Raw genomic sequence first — 15,572 nt, 5'->3', positions numbered from 1 at the left:
GGTTAGTTGCCTCCGTTAGTTTATCTGTCTGGACGTCCATACCAGACAGGCTCATAGGTAAATTTTCTGCTGCTCTCAGTGCCTTTCTCATAAGGATCGGTTTTTTCAATATATGAGGGTCTTAGCCCCCGCACAGTACTATTGTCCCTAACGAAGGATGCAGTGACTCCGCCTTTGTAACTTTTGACGGGTAAACCTGTAATGGAAGATAGGGTTTCCCCGAATGGAACTTTGCCATCGCCTGAGTAACAGACAACGGTTCGAATGCTCTCATATTTTTCCAACGCCACATTACTGCGTCTGAGTTCGTTATAAAACGCGTCGGCAGCTATCGGCTTTTTGTCCAGATAGATGAACGAACCGTCGCTGTTCGAAGGGCGAGCGCCGTGGGCATTAATGAGTAATTCCTTCTTGCCATTTGTCTTGATCCGGTCGTAAAGAGCAACGCCCGATAGATCTCTGTGATTGGATAAGCGTAGTTTTTTGGGGCCGAAGATTACCTGTCGAGCGCGTTGAGGGGCTTTACGCAAGGCACCAAATAATCGTGAAACAGCCCCCTGAATTCCATTCAGGACTGGCACATGCCCCGTCGGATCATTGCGATTGACCGGATCTCCCAGGCAGTACGCGTAAGCATTCAATCCTCCTTGACCAAATGGGCTCAAGCTATCCGGGCTGTTGAACCTCATCAACACCGGATTGAATGACCGATAACCATTGCCCATCGGGTAATGCCCGGTCACTGGGTCCGCCCGTTCGCCATTGAAGCCGGGCAGGTTCATCGAGTCGGCCACTGGATGACGCACGCCGTAGGGTGTATAGGTGAACGATTGCTCAGGCATTGCAATGATCGAACCCTGCTGGTCGATCAAAAGGGATACGCAATCGACGCTGTCGTCGATCTGGTTTTGTTGGGCCAGTACCAGCCTGTGCGTCTGGAACAGCGTATAACCCGCATTCCCTTGAATCTGCGTAGCCAAGCGATTTCTCTGATAGAAAACCCCCATGCCGGCCTGCCCGTCGCGAGCGTTTCTGGCCAGGCGATCCAATGCGTCGTATTGATAACGACACTGCAAAACAGACAATCCGCATGCCATGGACTTTTTCTCGATTCTGAGCGGTCATTGGTCCTAGTCTGTGTGAGTCTGCTCAGGTCCTCCAGCTAGTAGAACCATCAGGTAGCGTCACGCCTGCCGCCAGGCATGACTCGTGCTCAAGCACCTACCACACAACGCCCATCCTGCCTACACATGCCCATTCCAGACTCTCTCCATCGAAAAACAGGGAGAGCCCCATGAACCGAAATCTGGCTGTAAAACTGGGCACCATTGCGTTGCTGATTATTCTGTTGCTGATTCCATTGTTGATGATCGGCAGCCTGATCACGGATCGGCAGTTGCAGCGTGACGGGGTACTTGACGATATCGCCCGCAGTTCCAGCTTCAGTCAACGCCTGACCGGGCCGATCCTCGTTGTGCCGTATCGCAAGAATGTGCGCCTCTGGAAAACCAACGCGCAGACCAATGAGCGCTATCTGGAGACTGCTGAGCAACGGGGGTATCTGTATTTTCTGCCGGAGCGTTTCGAGCTTGATGGCAAGGTGCAGACCGAGCGGCGCTCGCGGGGTATCTACGAAGCGCGGCTGTATCACGCTGAAAATCACGTCAGCGGTCACTTCGTGCTGCCCGAACAATTGGGCGTGACCGATGACTTTGCCGATTACCAGTTCGACAAGCCGTTTCTGTCGTTGGGCATCAGCGATATTCGCGGCATCGAGAACGCGCTGAAACTGCAACTCAACGGGCAGGCCATGGACTTTGTGCCGGGTTCGCGGCTCGATTGGCTGGGTGAAGGGGTGAGTGCCAACTTGCCTATGTTAGACAGTCGGCAGGAAACCACGCTGGAATTTGCATTCGACCTGACGCTGCAGGGCACCGGGCAGTTCGAGATCACGCCAGTCGGCAAGACCAGCAACGTGCAGTTGGCAGCCGACTGGCCGCCCCCGAAATTACCTGCCGACCCAGCGCGAGATCACCGATAAGGGCTTCAGTGCCGCATGGCAGGCCTCGTTCTTTTCTACCAATCTGGAAGATGCACTCAGCCGATGCCTGACAGCGCAGGCCTGCGAAGACTTCAAGAGTCGCAGTTTCGGGGTGAGTTTCGTCGATCCAGTGGATCAGTACCTCAAGAGCGATCGGGCGATCAAATACGCGCTGCTGTTTATCGCGCTGACCTTTGCAGGCTTCTTCCTGTTCGAAGTGCTGAAGAACATGGCGGTGCACCCGGTCCAGTACGCGTTGGTAGGTGCTGCGCTGGCCTTGTTTTACCTGATGCTGCTGTCGTTGTCCGAGCACCTGGGCTTTGCTGTTGCGTACATCGTGTCGGCCAGTGCCTGCGTCTGCCTGATCGGCTTTTACGTCAGCCATGTGCTGGGCAGTGTGCGTCACGGGATAAGTTTTGCCGCAGGCTTGAGTGCGCTGTATGGCTTGCTGTACGGCCTGTTGAGCGCAGAAGACTACGCACTGTTGATGGGCGCGCTGCTGTTGTTCGGTCTGTTGAGTGTGTTTATGGTTCTGACCCGCAGGCTGGATTGGTACAGCCTTGCATCAAGCCGCCCGGTCAAGCCTGCCGAGCGCGCTCAGGAGCCGGCTCATGAATGACCGGGCCGTGCTCCGTGAGGAGCGGTTGATGGCGCAGCGCCTGATCGACAGCGTTGTCAGCCTGCTCCCTTCGCCGCCGTGTGCAACCAGACCGCGGCAGAACATGAGCAGGCGCGCATCGCTCAGACCTCCGGTTGGGTCGCCAGCATCGAAGGCCGCTGGCTGACTTCCAGATACCAACTGGCCAGGCGCGGATAGGTGTTGCGCCAGCGCAGGTCAGGTTGCCGAAAGTCGAGATAACCCAACGCGGCCGCGACGCTGATGGACGCTACATCGAACGAGGAACTGAGTTCAGTGATGGCGTCCCGCTCGAAATAACTCAGGCTGCGCTCGATCTTTTTTTGTTGGTTGTCGAGCCACAGGTCCCAGTGTTTTTCCGCAGGACGCAGGACGGTTTCGTAGCGGATCAGCAGCGCTGCATCCAGCAGTGCGTCAGCGAGGGAGGCGAGAGTCAGGCGTCTCCAGCGTGCGGAACCTTCGCGAGGGATCAGCGGGCTGCCGACATGCTGGTGGTCCAGGTAGTCGAGAATGACCCGACTGTCGTGGATCACATTGCCGTCGGCCAATCGCAAGGCCGGGAGCTTGCCTGCCGGGTTGTCGTCATTCAGCTCCAGGGACGGGCTTATCGGGGTCAACACGGTCGACTGCAGCTGCACACGCTCCAGTTGACCGGTTTCATGCAGCAGTACAACCACCTTGCGGGCGAAGGGGGAGGCCGGATTGAAGTACAACGTCATGGTGGGCGCTGACATGGGTGATCCTCGAATGAGACAGGCCCATAGACTAGTCAGCGTACGGCAGGTGCGCAATCTGCCTTGCTGGCAGTGGGACTCATCAACGTCGCGCCAGCAGTCCCTTTACGCTCAAGCCTGCGGCGATGCCCATGCCTGCCCATGCCAGCGTGTCCCACCAGCCGTCGCCCAGCAATGCGGCAAACAGACCGGTCGCCGTAAGCGCCGCAATGGCCGACGGGATGGCGAACGTCTTCCAGAAACGTGAGGGTCTGGTGCTCATTTCGCCACCTGTGTCTGGACGACGTTCAGCGTCCGCGCGGCGCGGCGCCTGACCCACCACAAATACACACCGCTGCCGAGCAGGATGATGGTCAACACATCCAGCGCTGCCCACAGAATCTTCATCGGCATGCCGCCGTAGTCACCGAAATGCAGCGGTTGTGACATGCCCAGCGCATCCATGTACCAGGGGCGCTCGACCACTGCGGTGACTTGCAGAGTCCGGGCATCGATGAGCACCGGCGTCGCCAGGTGCGCAGTCAGGTGGGTATTACCCTTGAGGAATACGGCGTAATGGTGCTCGCTGGAAAAACGCGTCCCCGGGAAGGCGATAAAGTCGGCCTGCATGCCAGGCGCGGCGGATTCGGCGATTTCCAGCAGGCGGGTCGCGGGTGCGCGTTGCGTCAGCGGCGGTGCGTCGCGATAGGGCGCGATCATGGCTGCCAGCGTGTCGCTGCGCCACGACGCAATCAGGAGATCGGCGCAAGCGCTGATCACACCCGTTACCCCAACCACCAGCGCCCAGGTAAGCGTCACCACGCCAATCAGGTTATGCAGGTCGAGCCAGCGTGTGCGGGTGGATTTTTTGACCCGTACGGTGCCGAATTCGAGCTTGCGCATGAACGGCGAGTACAGCACGGTGCCGGAAACAATTGCCACCACAAACAGCAGTCCCATGAACGCCAACAGCAGCTTGCCTGGCAATTCGGCATACATGTCCACGTGCAGGCGCAGCATGACCATCATGAAACCGCCGTTGGCCGAAGGCATTTCCAGCGCTTCGCCAGTACGCGCATCCAGCGCGAAGGTGTGGGACGAGTTGGGTTCGGTTCCGGCCGTTGCCGCCGTGATGGCCATCACGCCATTGGGGTCTTCGTCATCCCAGCCGAAATACTGCATCACCTCACCGGGACGATGCGCTTCTGCAGCCTTCGCCAGTTGCTCCAGATTCAGGTGCGGCGTGTCAGCGGGCATGTCCCGGTAGTGCGGGGCATCACCCAACAGGTGGTCAATTTCATGGTGGAAGATCAATGGCAGGCCAGTGATGGCCAACATCAACAGGAACAGGGTGCATATCAGGCTGCTCCAGGTATGAACGATGGACCAGCGACGCACGGTTTGGCTTTTCATGGTAAATCCAGAGGCGAAGGGGTCGAGCGCTGCCGGGTCCCCGAATGACGTATAAAAGCTAAGCCGTATGAAAGTGGAAAAGTGTCAGAGAAGGTCCAGACCGGAGCTGCCGGCTATGTTTCAGGGTTTTACTGACGTGGATGTGGACGAGCCCGTTTCGTCCCTGGCCAGTACCGTGACCCACCATTGCGTGTGTTGGTTGATCTGCACCGGCAGGGTTGGCAGCAAAGCCTTGAGCGCCAGGTCGGTGTTGTTCAGCGGAAAACTGCCCGTAATGCGCAAGTCTGCCACCTTGGGGTCGACCCCCAGGTGCCCTACGCGATAACGGCCCAGCTCTGCCAGCATGTCCGCCAGGCGTGCGTTGTCCACCACCAGCATGCCGCGTGTCCAGGCGTCGGCGCCCGTGGGCATTGCGAGCAAGAGGCCTAGCCCTTCGCGGGTCAGGCGAATCTGCTGGCCCTCGCGCAGGATTTGCTCAGGTGTTGTGTTGCGGGCATGGGCGGCGACTGCCGATTGCAGCACGCTCAACAGTGTCCCTTCGGGCTCGCGCTTGACCAGGAAACGCGTACCCAGTGCGCGCATCGTGCCGTCCGTGGTTTCGACAATGAAGGGTCGCGGGTCATCGTGATTACCGGTTTGTACCAGTATCTCGCCGTCCTGCAGGATGACTCGCCGTTGTGTTGCATCGAAGCGCAAATCGATCGCACTGTGCGTATTGAGACGGATCAGCGTGCCGTCTGCCAGCCTCACGTCACGTTGCTCGCCGGTGGCGGTGCGTTGATCGGCCAGCCAGTAATCCAGAGGCAGATAGCGCTCGCTCAGAAACAACGTCAGGCCACAGGCAAGAAGCAGCCCGGCCAGGCCGCTGCCGAATTTGCGTACCTTGCGGCGCAGGGTGCCGGGTGATTGCTGCAAGGCTTTGCGTGCCGGGCCTGCCGGGAGTGCGAAGCGTTGATTGACCATGCCCAGTTGGCTCCAGGCCCGGGCATGTTCCTCATCCGCAGCCAGCCATTGGGCAAACTCGGCACGCTGGGCATCGTTGCCATTGGTGCTGTCCAGGTTCAGTTGCCACGTAATGGCAGCGTCCAATACGCGAGCAGATACCGGGCTGGTGTTCATGTCGGTTCGCCGTAGAGTGCTACGTAGCACTGGCGCATGGCCTGAGCCAGGTATTGCCGAACGCGCGACACCGAAACGCCCAGGCGTTCGGCAATCTCGCCGTGGCTCAGCCCTTCCAGCCGATTGTAAAGAAAGGCCGCCCGCGCCTTGCTCGACAGTGTGCCGAGCATGCGGTCGATGGCTTTCAGGTCTTCCAGGATCAGCAATTGTTCTTCGGGCGAAGGTTGCTCGGCTTCAGGGATCAGCATGAGTTCGCTGACGTAGGCTTGCTCCAGCGCTGCCCGCCGGAAGTAGTCGAACATCAACCCTTTGGCGATAGTCGCCAAAAACGCCCGAGGCTCGCGCGGCGACTGAAGCTCATCGCGCCCCAGCAAGCGCACGAACGTGTCCTGGCTGAGGTCCTGAGCGCGTTGCGGGCAGGCAACATTGCGCCGCAGCCAGGCCAGCAGCCAGCCGCGATGATCGCGATACAGCGCACCAACGATCTCGCTATGAGTGCTCGGGACTGACGACACGAATGGCCTCGGTTGAGAAAGATCTGACTAAAGAGAATCATTCGCGATTGTGACAGGCGCGAGAGGTAGTGGCAATTGGCGCTTGTCGGAAGCAGGCAGATCGCCAACTGGATGAGCGGTGCAAGGCATACCGGCCCCTTCGTCAGCAAGCTGACCACGGGCGGATCTCAGAGGTCGGGCGCTTCAGAACGAATGCGATTGTTTGCGTCGGCGCCATTGGCCCAGGCATTCCTCCAGCCGCAAGGGGCTGTCGATCTGTTGGCGGCGGGCGTGGCTGAACAGAATAAGCGCCAGCTCGGCGGTCACCAGAGCGTCGGCGCTGGCGTTGTGCCGTTCTTCGGCGTGCAGACCGAAGAATTGTGTCCAGTCGTCCAGCCCTGCGTGGCGCAGATTGGCCTGCTCGCAAAGCATGGGTGCGATTTCCGCTGCATCGAAGAATGGATGCAGCAACCTGTAATCCAGGCTTTCCTTGAGCGCCCGCGACAGCATGTGCTGGTCGAATGGTGCGTGGAAACCAAGGATCGGGCTGTCGCCTGCAAACTCCATGAAGTCCAGCAAGGCGTCGACCGGCTCGCTGCCGGCCGCAATGGCGCTGGGTGCCAGACCATGAATCAACACGGCTGGGCTGATCTTGTGATCAACCCGCAAAAGCGTGCGTTCGAATTGCTGGCCGAGATCAATCGCGCCGTCTTCAATCACGACCGCGCCGATGGACAGCACCTGATCGCGGTTCATGTTCAGCCCGCTGGTTTCCAGATCGAGCACCACCCAGCGCTGTTGACGCAGCGGTGCATCGCTGAGTTTTACGCAGTTTGGCAGTCGCTGGATTCGCTCCAGTTGATGAGCCTCCAGCGGAGTCCTTTTTGGGCGTGGCCGCAGCCATTCGAAGAGATTCATGGCAGATCAATCGTCATAGTTGATAACGCAGGGTCAGGCTGGTTTGCAGACGCTGAGCCTGACGGAATGACTCGCGCAGGATGCGACGGTCCAGATGGTTGAGCGTGTCCGGGTCGATCCGGTTCGAGTACGGCAGGTTCTGTCGGCTCTGCAACTGATGCTGCTGCATGCGGGCCTGCTGGATGAAGTGATAAGCCTCTTCATATGCCGCGCCATCCAGCGGGTCGATGACTTCGCGCTCGATCAACTGGCGCAGGCGCTCGATGGTGTTGTTGGCGCCAATACCGTTGGCCAGCGCCAACAGGCGAGCGCCATCCACAAATGGCGTCAGCCCCTCGGTCTTGAGGTCCAGGGTGTCTTTTTCGCTGCCTTTGCGGGCCAGCACAAAGTCTTTGAAACGGCCCACCGGGGGGCGTTGGCGCAGCGCGTTTTCAGCCAGCATGCGCTGGAACAGGCGGTTGTCCGAGACCTGCTCAACAATGCCACGCCGCAGTTGCTCGCCGCCGCTTTCATCGCCCCACACCACACGCAGGTCAAAATAGATGCTTGAGGCCAGCAGGTTTTCGGGCGTCGCCTCGCGGATGAACGCCGCAAAGCGTCGGGACCACTCGGCGCGCGACAGGCACAGCTCCGGGTTGCTGGCCATGATGTTGCCTTTGCACAGGGTGAACCCGCACTGCGCCAGACTCTGGTTGATGCGCTCGGCGATGGGCAGCAGCAGGGCACGGATTTGAGCGGCTTCTGCTGCGTCGCGTGCCTCGAAAAGGATGCCGTTGTCCTGATCGGTGTGCAGCGTCTGTTCGCGTCGTCCTTCACTGCCAAAGCACAGCCAACTGAACGGCACGCCGGGTTCGCCGTGTTCTTCAAGGGTCAGTTCGATCACCCTGCAAACGGTGTGATCGTTGAGCAGGGTGATGATCTGGGTAATCTGGGTCGAGGACGCGCCGTGAGCCAGCATACGGTCGACCAGTTGCACGATATCGCCCCGCAGGCTGGTCAGTGCTTCAATGCGCGGTGCGTTGCGGATGGTTCGCGCCAGGTGCACCAGGTCGACCCGTTGCAACGAGAACAGGTCGCGCTCGGACACCACGCCACACAGTCGGCCGTCCTTGACCAGGCAGACGTGCGCAATATGGCGACCGGTCATGGCGATGGCTGCATCGAATGCGCTGGCGTCCGGGCTCAGGTGAAAGGGTGCCAGGCTCATGGTCAGGCGCACCGGTGCGCTGAAGTCGGCGTGCACGTCAGCAACGGCCTCACGCAGGTCGCGCAGTGTGAAAATGCCCAGCGGCGCCTGTTGCTCGTCAACAATCACAATGCTGCCCACCTGCTGCTCATGCATCAGCTTTACGGCTTCGCGCATCGGGGTTTCGGGGCTGCACATCACCGGGTGACGCATCGCCAGCTCGCCCAGGCGGGTGTTCAGTGAATACTGAGTGCCCAGGGTTTCGGCTGCACGCTGCTGGACCTGATGGTTGACTTGATCAAGCAGGCTGCTGACCCCGCGCAGGGCGAAGTCGCGGAAGGTGGTAGACAGCGCAAACAGTTTGATGAACGCCTGCTTGTTCAGTTGCAGGCAGAAGGTGTCCTCGGCTGCCAGATGCTCGGTGCGGGTTGCCCGTTCACCCAGCAGGGCTGCCAGAGGAAAGCACTCGCCGGTTGTGATTTCAAACGTGGTTTCGGTACCCCCTTTGGCGGAATGAGGGCGCTCACCTACCACTCGACCCTGTTTAACGATATAAAAGTGCTCGACTGGCCCGTCGCCTGGTTTGATGATGCTTTCATCGGCGGCATAAAACCTGAGCTGGCACTGCTCCACCAGATACGCCAGATGGGCGTTTTCCATCTGGTTGAATGGCGGGAATTTTTGCAGGAACTGCATGGTGCCGTGGATGTTCTGCAGTATTGCCGTCTTGCCTGCCTGTGTGAAAGCATCTGCTCTGCTCATGACCTGTACCGCGTTCTTGTTATTGGTGCCCATGGTCGGCCGCTTGCTGCACAGTGCCCATTGGACGTAAGTCTTACGCCTGTGCATCATGCCGCCGGTTGTTGTGACAGAACTGATTTGACCAACGCGCCGGACCGCGATTGACCAGCGGCGAGGAAGCCGACGAAATACATTGCGGATTTTCGAAAATCTGCGGTCGGATGAGTTCAGGGAACGATGAGATTGCGATGATTGATCACGACATATTAAGCGACGAAGAGCGCAGCGCCCTCAATGAGGTCATGCTCGAGTCGAACTGCGATACCCCGCAACGGGTCCTGATCGTCGATGACGATGATGACGCGCGCGAGCTGCTGGCCGAAATTCTCAGCCTCAATGACATCAACTGCATGACCGCGCCGGGTGCGGAAAGCGCCATGGAACTGTTGGAGAGTCGTCAGTCTATCGGCCTTCTGATCACCGATCTGCGAATGGCACCGAGTGACGGTCTGGACCTGATCCGCCAGGTCCGCGAGTCGGACCGTGCCGAGTTGCCGATCATCATTGTGTCGGGCGATGCCAACGTGCGCGATGCGATCGACGCCATGCATCTGAGCGTGGTGGACTTCCTGCTCAAACCGCTCAATACCAGGCAGTTGGTCAAGCTGGTGAAACGTGAGCTGGGCCTGAACTGACCCTCGAAATATCGACAGCGCCATCCGGGCAAAAAAAGACCTGAGCGAGCATGTCTGCCCGTCAGGTCCATTCTTCAGTTTATCCAGTCAGGCGCGTTCAAACGCACCTGACTGCAGCCTTGATCAGCATCACAGCGGGTTTTTTGCCTTGTACTCGCGGCGACGACGGTGCAGCACGGGTTCGGTGTAGCCGTTGGGCTGCCGAGTGCCCTCGATGACCAGCTCAACAGCCGCCTGAAAGGCAATGTTGTTGTCGAAATCCGGAGCCAGCGGGCGATAGAGCGGGTCGTTGGCGTTCTGGCGGTCGACAACTGGCGCCATGCGCTTGAGACTCTCCAGCACCTGAGCCTCGTTGACCACGCCGTGGCGCAGCCAGTTGGCCATGTGCTGGCTGGAAATACGCAGCGTCGCACGGTCTTCCATCAGGCCAATATCGTTGATGTCCGGTACTTTCGAGCAACCTACGCCCTGATCGATCCAGCGCACCACGTAGCCAAGAATGCCTTGGGCATTGTTGTCCAGTTCGTTCTGGATCTCTTCCGGCGTCCAGTCAGTGTTGGGTGCAAGCGGAATGGTGAGAATGTCATCCACCGAAGCAGGCTCGCGCTGTGCCAGCTCGGCCTGACGAGCAAACACGTCAACCTTGTGATAGTGCAAAGCGTGCAGTGCAGCCGCCGTTGGCGAAGGTACCCAGGCAGTGTTGGCGCCTGCCAGTGGATGGGCGACTTTCTGCTCCAGCATGGCGGCCATCAGATCCGGCATGGCCCACATGCCTTTACCGATCTGCGCACGCCCTTGCAGGCCACACTTCAAACCGATGTCCACGTTGGAGTTTTCATAGGCCGAAATCCACTTTTCGGCTTTCATTTGCGCTTTGCGTACGACCGGACCTGCTTCCATCGAGGTGTGGATCTCATCGCCTGTACGGTCGAGGAAGCCGGTGTTGATGAACACCACACGTTCGCTCGCTGCCTGGATACAGGCCTTGAGGTTGACGGTGGTACGACGCTCTTCGTCCATGATGCCGACTTTCAATGTGTGGGTCGGCAAGCCCAGCACCTGTTCGATACGCCCGAACAGCTCGTTGGTGAACGCGGCTTCTTCCGGCCCGTGCATCTTCGGTTTGACGATGTACATCGAACCCTGCCGGCTGTTACTGCGCGAGGTATTGCCCTTGAGGTTATGAATGGCCGCCAGGCTGGTCAGCAGGCCGTCGAGAATACCTTCCGGAACTTCGTTGCCGTGCTTGTCGAGGATCGCGTCGATGGTCATCAGGTGACCGACGTTGCGGATGAACAGCAACGACCGGCCGTGCAGGGTCACCTCACCGCCTTGTGGGGTGGTGTAGACCCGGTCCGGGTTCATGGTGCGAGTGAAGGTTTCTCCGCCCTTGGAGACTGACTCGGCCAGATCGCCCTTCATCAGCCCCAGCCAGTTGCGGTAGACCACGACCTTGTCATCAGCGTCGACGGCGGCGATGGAGTCTTCGCAGTCCATGATGGTGGTCAGCGCCGCTTCCATCAGGATGTCTTTCACGCCGGCCAGATCAGTCTGGCCGACCGGGCTGGACGCATCGATCTGAATCTCGAAATGCAGGCCGTTGTGCTTGAGCAGGATGGCGAACGGTGCCGAGGCATCGCCCTGTACACCGATCAGTTGTGTGTCGTCTTTCAGCCCCGTGTTGCTGCCGCCCTTGAGACTGATGACCAGTTTGCCGTCGATCAGCTTGTAAGCGGTCGAATCAACATGCGAGCCGGCTGCCAGCGGCGCAGCCTGATCAAGGAACGCGCGGGCGAAGGCGATCACCTTGGCGCCACGCACCTTGTTGTAACCCTTGCCCTTTTCAGCGCCGCCGTCATCGCTGATGGCATCGGTACCGTAGAGCGCATCGTAAAGCGAACCCCAGCGTGCGTTGGATGCGTTGAGTGCGAAGCGGGCATTCATGACCGGCACGACCAGTTGCGGGCCAGCCATGGTGGCGATTTCTTCGTCCACGTTCTGCGTGGTGATCTGAAACTCTGCCGCTTCTGGCAGCAGATAGCCGATGTCCTGAAGGAATGCCTTATAAGCCGAGGCGTCGTGAGCCTGTCCGGCAGTGGACTGGTGCCAGGCGTCGATTTTCGCCTGCAAGTCATCACGCTTTGCGAGCAGTGCCTTGTTTTTGGGAGCAAGGTCGTGAATCAGTGTGTCCGCACCGGCCCAGAAGGTTGCGGCATCAAGGCCGGTTCCAGGGGTGGCTTCGTCTTGCACGAAGTCGAACAGGACTTTGGCGACCCGCAGGTCACCGACTTGAACGTACTCGGTCATTGCACTTGCCTCACTCTGCTCAGCAGGGTCGAGCTCACTCAAGGAGCGCTCTGTTATTGATCTTGATGTTATGTAGTGCGCGCTGCGGAATACTACATGAGCAGCGTCCGCGTGAAAACGTCGCTGAATATGTCATTAAGCGACCGGATTCTCTTTTCAAGTCACGTTTTTCGGGATCTGTTGTCAAACCGATCACGGATTGTTCCGCATGCCGCACCAAACGGTACACGATTTGCGGTGCGAGGTCCGCAACTGAACTGTGCCTATACTCTGGCGATACGCTTTGGCGCTTATCCCGTTTTCAACACTAGAGGAATTGCCCGTGGATCATCTCGTTGTCACGCTGGTTGCCCCTGACAAACCAGGCCTTGTCGAGCGCATTGCTCAATGCATTGCCGACCATGGCGGTAACTGGCTGGAGAGCCGCATGTCGCGCATGGCCGGGCAGTTTGCCGGGATCCTCAAGGTCGGCGTCGAGCCAGAACAATACGACGACCTGATCAATGCGCTCAATGGCCTCTCGACTCATGGCATTCGTATGTTGCTGGCTGAAAGCGTGTTGGAAACCACAGGAGCGACCAAGCCCATCAGCATGGAATTGGTCGGCAACGACCGGCCCGGCATCGTACGCGACATCACCCGCTTGCTGGCTGAGCAGGGCGTCAACGTCGAGCGGCTGATTACCGATGTCTCGCCTGCACCCATGAGCAGCGAACTGCTTTTCCATGCCGACGCTGTGCTGGGTGTACCGCTGGGCCTTTCACTGGATGACTTGCAAGCCAGGCTGGAAACGCTGGCAGATGACCTGATGGTTGAATTGGTACTGCGTACCGAGGCCTGAATGCGGTTATCCACGTTTATCCTGTGCCTGCCTGTGGATAAGCTGGGGGAATCGCCTCGCAGGTCAGTAGGGACGCGGGGTTGCGGGTTTTGATTAAAAAACGAGCAGTTTCAAGGGCTTGTGCACAGATAAGGTAAGTCTGCCTGTGGATAAGCCTTGGAGAACCCTTTGCAGGCCACAGATTACGTGGCCTGCAGGGTTCTGTATTTTTTTTGATCAGTTGCGGCGGCGCATGTTCAGCCAGATGTCGATGCTGTAAATCGCAAGTCCGGCCCAGATGCACGCGAAGGTGATGATGGTGCTGGTGCTCAAGTGCTCGTCATAGAACAACACGGCGAGCAGCAGCACCAGGGTCGGGGCCAGATACTGCAGAAAGCCCAGCGTGGTGAATGGCAAGTGACGGGCTGCCGCGTTGAAGCACACCAGCGGAACCAGCGTGACCGGCCCGGCGGCTGCCAGCCAGATGGCCTGGCTGGTGGTCCAGAACTCGGGCTGTGCGCTGAGTGCCATCGGGTTGAGCGCCAGCCAGATCAACGCCAGTGGCACCAGCATCCAGGTTTCCACCACCAGGCCGGGCAGGGCGGCCACGGGCGCTTTCTTGCGGATCAGACCGTAGAAACCGAAGGTCAATGGCAGTACCAGCGACACCCAGGGCAGGCTGCCGACCTGCCAGACCTGTTGCGCCACACCTGTTGCGGCGAGCACCACTGCCAGCCATTGCAGGCGTCTCAGCCGTTCGCCCAGTAACAGCATGCCGAGCAGCACGTTGACCAGCGGGTTGATGTAGTAGCCCAGGCTGGCTTCCAGCATGCGCCCGTTATTGACCGCCCAGACATACACGATCCAGTTCGCCGCGATCAGCGAACCACTCAGCGCCAGCACCGCCAGCCGCTGCGGGTTGTTGCGCAGGTCGCGCCACCAGCCGGGGTGTTTCCAGAACATCAGTACGATGGAGCCGAACAGCGCTGACCAGAGCACACGATGGATGATGATCTCGATGGCCGGCACTGCGGAAATGGCTTTGAAATAAATGGGGAACAGGCCCCATATGGCGTAAGCACTGAGGCCCAGAATATATCCGCGACGCGGATTGGCAGCTTGCATGGGTCGTCCCTTAAAAGCGGAAATATCCAGTTCTTGTAATAGTCAGTGTTGCTGGGTGTCGGTGTTGCGGGTGTTATGTCATGGATGCAGCAGCCTGACAGTCAGCCTTCTTGTGCAAACGGAACGCCTCCCGGCTCACTCTCACAAGGGTGAGATATCTTCACAGGGGCGAGATATCTGCAGAACTTCGTGGAGGTCAGCTTGCTGACGAAAGGACCGTGACATCCAGTGCAAATGTACCGGTTGTTCTTCATCTTTGTGATCAACTGGTCACCCCGCGACCTGCTCCTTCAATGTGTAATCAGAACAGCTTCAACGGCTCCTCATTCAGCGCCGACATCTGCTCACGCAGTGCGAGAATGTGGTCACCCCAATACCGCTCAGTGCCAAACCACGGAAAGCTGTGCGGAAATGCCGGGTCATCCCAGCGTCTTGCCAGCCAGGCGCTGTAGTGCATCAGGCGCAATGCGCGCAGCGGTTCGATCAACGCCAGTTCGCGTGGGTCAAAATCGTGAAATTCGTTATAGCCGTCCATCAACTCTGACAGCTGGCCCAGCCTTTCCTGGCGATCACCCGCCAGCATCATCCAGATGTCCTGCACGGCAGGGCCCAGGCGGCAATCGTCCAGATCGACTATGTGGAACATCTCGTCGCGGCACATCATGTTGCCGGGGTGGCAGTCGCCATGCATGCGAATGTTGGTGTGCGGGGTTGCGGCATAGACATCTTCGACACGCTTGAGCAAGTCACGCGCGACGGACTCATAGGCCGGCAACAGGCTGCGCGGGATGCAGTCGTTCTGCAGCAGGTAATTGACCGAATCGTGACCGAAATTCTTCACGCCCAGCGCTTCGCGGTGCTCGAAAGGCTTGGTGGCGCCCACGGCATGGATGCGGCCCAGCAACTGACCCAGTCGGTACAACTGATCCAGGTTGCCTGGCTCTGGCGCACGTCCACCACGGCGCGGAAACAGCGTAAAGCGGAAACCCGCGTGCTCGAACAGCGTTTCGCCGTTGTGCACCATCGGTGCAACCACCGGGACCTCAACGTCAACCAGCTCGACGGTGAAGCTGTGTTCTTCGAGGATGGCCTCGTTGGTCCAGCGTTGCGGGCGGTAGAACTTGGCAATCAGCGGTTGGCCGTCTTCGATACCGACCTGATATACCCGGTTTTCGTAACTGTTGAGCGCCAGAATACGAGCGTCGCTGAGAAAGCCAATGCTTTCGACCGCGTCGAGGACCAGATCGGGAGTGAGTGTTGCAAACGGATGAGCCATGACTACTCCTGCGCGCAGCAGGTTGCCGCGTCGGACCGGTGATGGTAACGCAGACCGGTCCCGGTTCGCCAAACCGCTTCTGTTTAA

Annotated in this window: 13 protein-coding genes and 1 pseudogene; 3 read left to right on the top strand and 11 right to left on the bottom strand. The window is 58.9% G+C overall.

The annotated features are described in order from the left end of the window. Window positions 1-20: 20 nt before the first annotated feature. Window positions 21-1,097, bottom strand: a complete 1,077-nt coding sequence (locus KDX37_RS17190) for an RHS repeat-associated core domain-containing protein (RefSeq protein WP_231653905.1) — start codon at window positions 1,095-1,097, stop codon at window positions 21-23. Between the two features lie 197 nt (window positions 1,098-1,294). On the opposite strand from KDX37_RS17190, the pseudogene creD reads away from it, so the two are divergent. Further along, a pseudogene (gene creD, locus KDX37_RS17185) lies at window positions 1,295-2,660 on the top strand (cell envelope integrity protein CreD). Between the two features lie 122 nt (window positions 2,661-2,782). On the opposite strand, the gene KDX37_RS17180 reads toward creD, so the two are convergent. The 7 genes from KDX37_RS17180 to KDX37_RS17150 all read right to left on the bottom strand — a co-directional run bounded on the left by KDX37_RS17180 (window position 2,783) and on the right by KDX37_RS17150 (window position 9,283). Further along, the gene (locus tag KDX37_RS17180; protein WP_231653904.1) at window positions 2,783-3,412 is read right to left on the bottom strand and encodes a glutathione S-transferase family protein; all 630 of its coding nucleotides are present in this window, start codon (window positions 3,410-3,412) and stop codon (window positions 2,783-2,785) included. 82 nt (window positions 3,413-3,494) lie between these two features. Then, window positions 3,495-3,674 (bottom strand): hypothetical protein, encoded by a 180-nt coding sequence (locus tag KDX37_RS17175; protein WP_231653903.1) that lies wholly within the window; start codon window positions 3,672-3,674, stop codon window positions 3,495-3,497. Next, window positions 3,671-4,804: a PepSY-associated TM helix domain-containing protein gene (locus KDX37_RS17170; RefSeq protein WP_231653902.1), complete on the bottom strand. Its 1,134-nt coding sequence runs from the start codon at window positions 4,802-4,804 to the stop codon at window positions 3,671-3,673. The genes KDX37_RS17175 and KDX37_RS17170 overlap by 4 nt, the downstream gene beginning before the upstream one ends. A gap of 120 nt (window positions 4,805-4,924) precedes the next feature. Further along, a complete protein-coding gene (locus KDX37_RS17165) occupies window positions 4,925-5,923 on the bottom strand; it encodes a FecR domain-containing protein (protein WP_231653901.1) in 999 nt (332 codons plus the stop codon). After that, window positions 5,920-6,438, bottom strand: coding sequence for an RNA polymerase sigma factor (locus KDX37_RS17160; protein WP_231653900.1), 519 nt, complete (start codon window positions 6,436-6,438; stop codon window positions 5,920-5,922). Before KDX37_RS17160 ends, KDX37_RS17165 begins: the two co-directional genes overlap by 4 nt. Window positions 6,439-6,621: 183 nt before the next feature. Next, window positions 6,622-7,335 (bottom strand): 3'-5' exonuclease, encoded by a 714-nt coding sequence (locus KDX37_RS17155; RefSeq protein WP_231653899.1) that lies wholly within the window; start codon window positions 7,333-7,335, stop codon window positions 6,622-6,624. A gap of 13 nt (window positions 7,336-7,348) precedes the next feature. Continuing rightward, window positions 7,349-9,283: a DUF294 nucleotidyltransferase-like domain-containing protein gene (locus tag KDX37_RS17150; protein ID WP_231653930.1), complete on the bottom strand. Its 1,935-nt coding sequence runs from the start codon at window positions 9,281-9,283 to the stop codon at window positions 7,349-7,351. 227 nt (window positions 9,284-9,510) lie between these two features. Between KDX37_RS17150 and KDX37_RS17145 the strand changes: the two genes are divergently transcribed. Further along, a complete protein-coding gene (locus KDX37_RS17145; RefSeq protein WP_231653898.1) occupies window positions 9,511-9,957 on the top strand; it encodes a response regulator in 447 nt (148 codons plus the stop codon). Between the two features lie 129 nt (window positions 9,958-10,086). Here KDX37_RS17145 and KDX37_RS17140 read toward each other — a convergent pair whose 3' ends face one another. Further along, the gene (locus KDX37_RS17140) at window positions 10,087-12,264 is read right to left on the bottom strand and encodes a malate synthase G (protein ID WP_231653929.1); all 2,178 of its coding nucleotides are present in this window, start codon (window positions 12,262-12,264) and stop codon (window positions 10,087-10,089) included. 322 nt (window positions 12,265-12,586) lie between these two features. Between KDX37_RS17140 and KDX37_RS17135 the strand changes: the two genes are divergently transcribed. Beyond that, window positions 12,587-13,105, top strand: a complete 519-nt coding sequence (locus tag KDX37_RS17135) for a glycine cleavage system protein R (RefSeq protein ID WP_231653897.1) — start codon at window positions 12,587-12,589, stop codon at window positions 13,103-13,105. Between the two features lie 216 nt (window positions 13,106-13,321). On the opposite strand, the gene rarD is transcribed toward KDX37_RS17135, so the two are convergent. Continuing rightward, entirely contained in the window at window positions 13,322-14,209 is an 888-nt protein-coding gene (gene rarD / locus KDX37_RS17130; protein WP_231653896.1) for an EamA family transporter RarD, read from the bottom strand. Between the two features lie 301 nt (window positions 14,210-14,510). After that, a complete protein-coding gene (locus KDX37_RS17125; protein WP_231653895.1) occupies window positions 14,511-15,485 on the bottom strand; it encodes a serine/threonine protein kinase in 975 nt (324 codons plus the stop codon). Window positions 15,486-15,572 lie beyond the last annotated feature (87 nt).

The sequence above is a fragment of the Pseudomonas californiensis genome (genome assembly GCF_021147775.1).
Classification (GTDB): domain Bacteria; phylum Pseudomonadota; class Gammaproteobacteria; order Pseudomonadales; family Pseudomonadaceae; genus Aquipseudomonas; species Aquipseudomonas californiensis.
This window is presented reverse-complemented; position numbering and strand designations above follow the sequence as displayed.

Coding starts and splice junctions, on each gene's coding strand:
- KDX37_RS17180 (WP_231653904.1), bottom strand. CDS start 3,412: ATGTCAGCGCCCACCATGACGTTGTACTTCAATCCGGCCTCCCCCTTC.
- KDX37_RS17150 (WP_231653930.1), bottom strand. CDS start 9,283: ATGAGCAGAGCAGATGCTTTCACACAGGCAGGCAAGACGGCAATACTG.
- KDX37_RS17170 (WP_231653902.1), bottom strand. CDS start 4,804: ATGAAAAGCCAAACCGTGCGTCGCTGGTCCATCGTTCATACCTGGAGC.
- KDX37_RS17125 (WP_231653895.1), bottom strand. CDS start 15,485: ATGGCTCATCCGTTTGCAACACTCACTCCCGATCTGGTCCTCGACGCG.
- rarD (WP_231653896.1), bottom strand. CDS start 14,209: ATGCAAGCTGCCAATCCGCGTCGCGGATATATTCTGGGCCTCAGTGCT.
- KDX37_RS17155 (WP_231653899.1), bottom strand. CDS start 7,335: ATGAATCTCTTCGAATGGCTGCGGCCACGCCCAAAAAGGACTCCGCTG.
- KDX37_RS17140 (WP_231653929.1), bottom strand. CDS start 12,264: ATGACCGAGTACGTTCAAGTCGGTGACCTGCGGGTCGCCAAAGTCCTG.
- KDX37_RS17165 (WP_231653901.1), bottom strand. CDS start 5,923: ATGAACACCAGCCCGGTATCTGCTCGCGTATTGGACGCTGCCATTACG.
- KDX37_RS17175 (WP_231653903.1), bottom strand. CDS start 3,674: ATGAGCACCAGACCCTCACGTTTCTGGAAGACGTTCGCCATCCCGTCG.
- KDX37_RS17190 (WP_231653905.1), bottom strand. CDS start 1,097: ATGGCATGCGGATTGTCTGTTTTGCAGTGTCGTTATCAATACGACGCA.
- KDX37_RS17145 (WP_231653898.1), top strand. CDS start 9,511: ATGATTGATCACGACATATTAAGCGACGAAGAGCGCAGCGCCCTCAAT.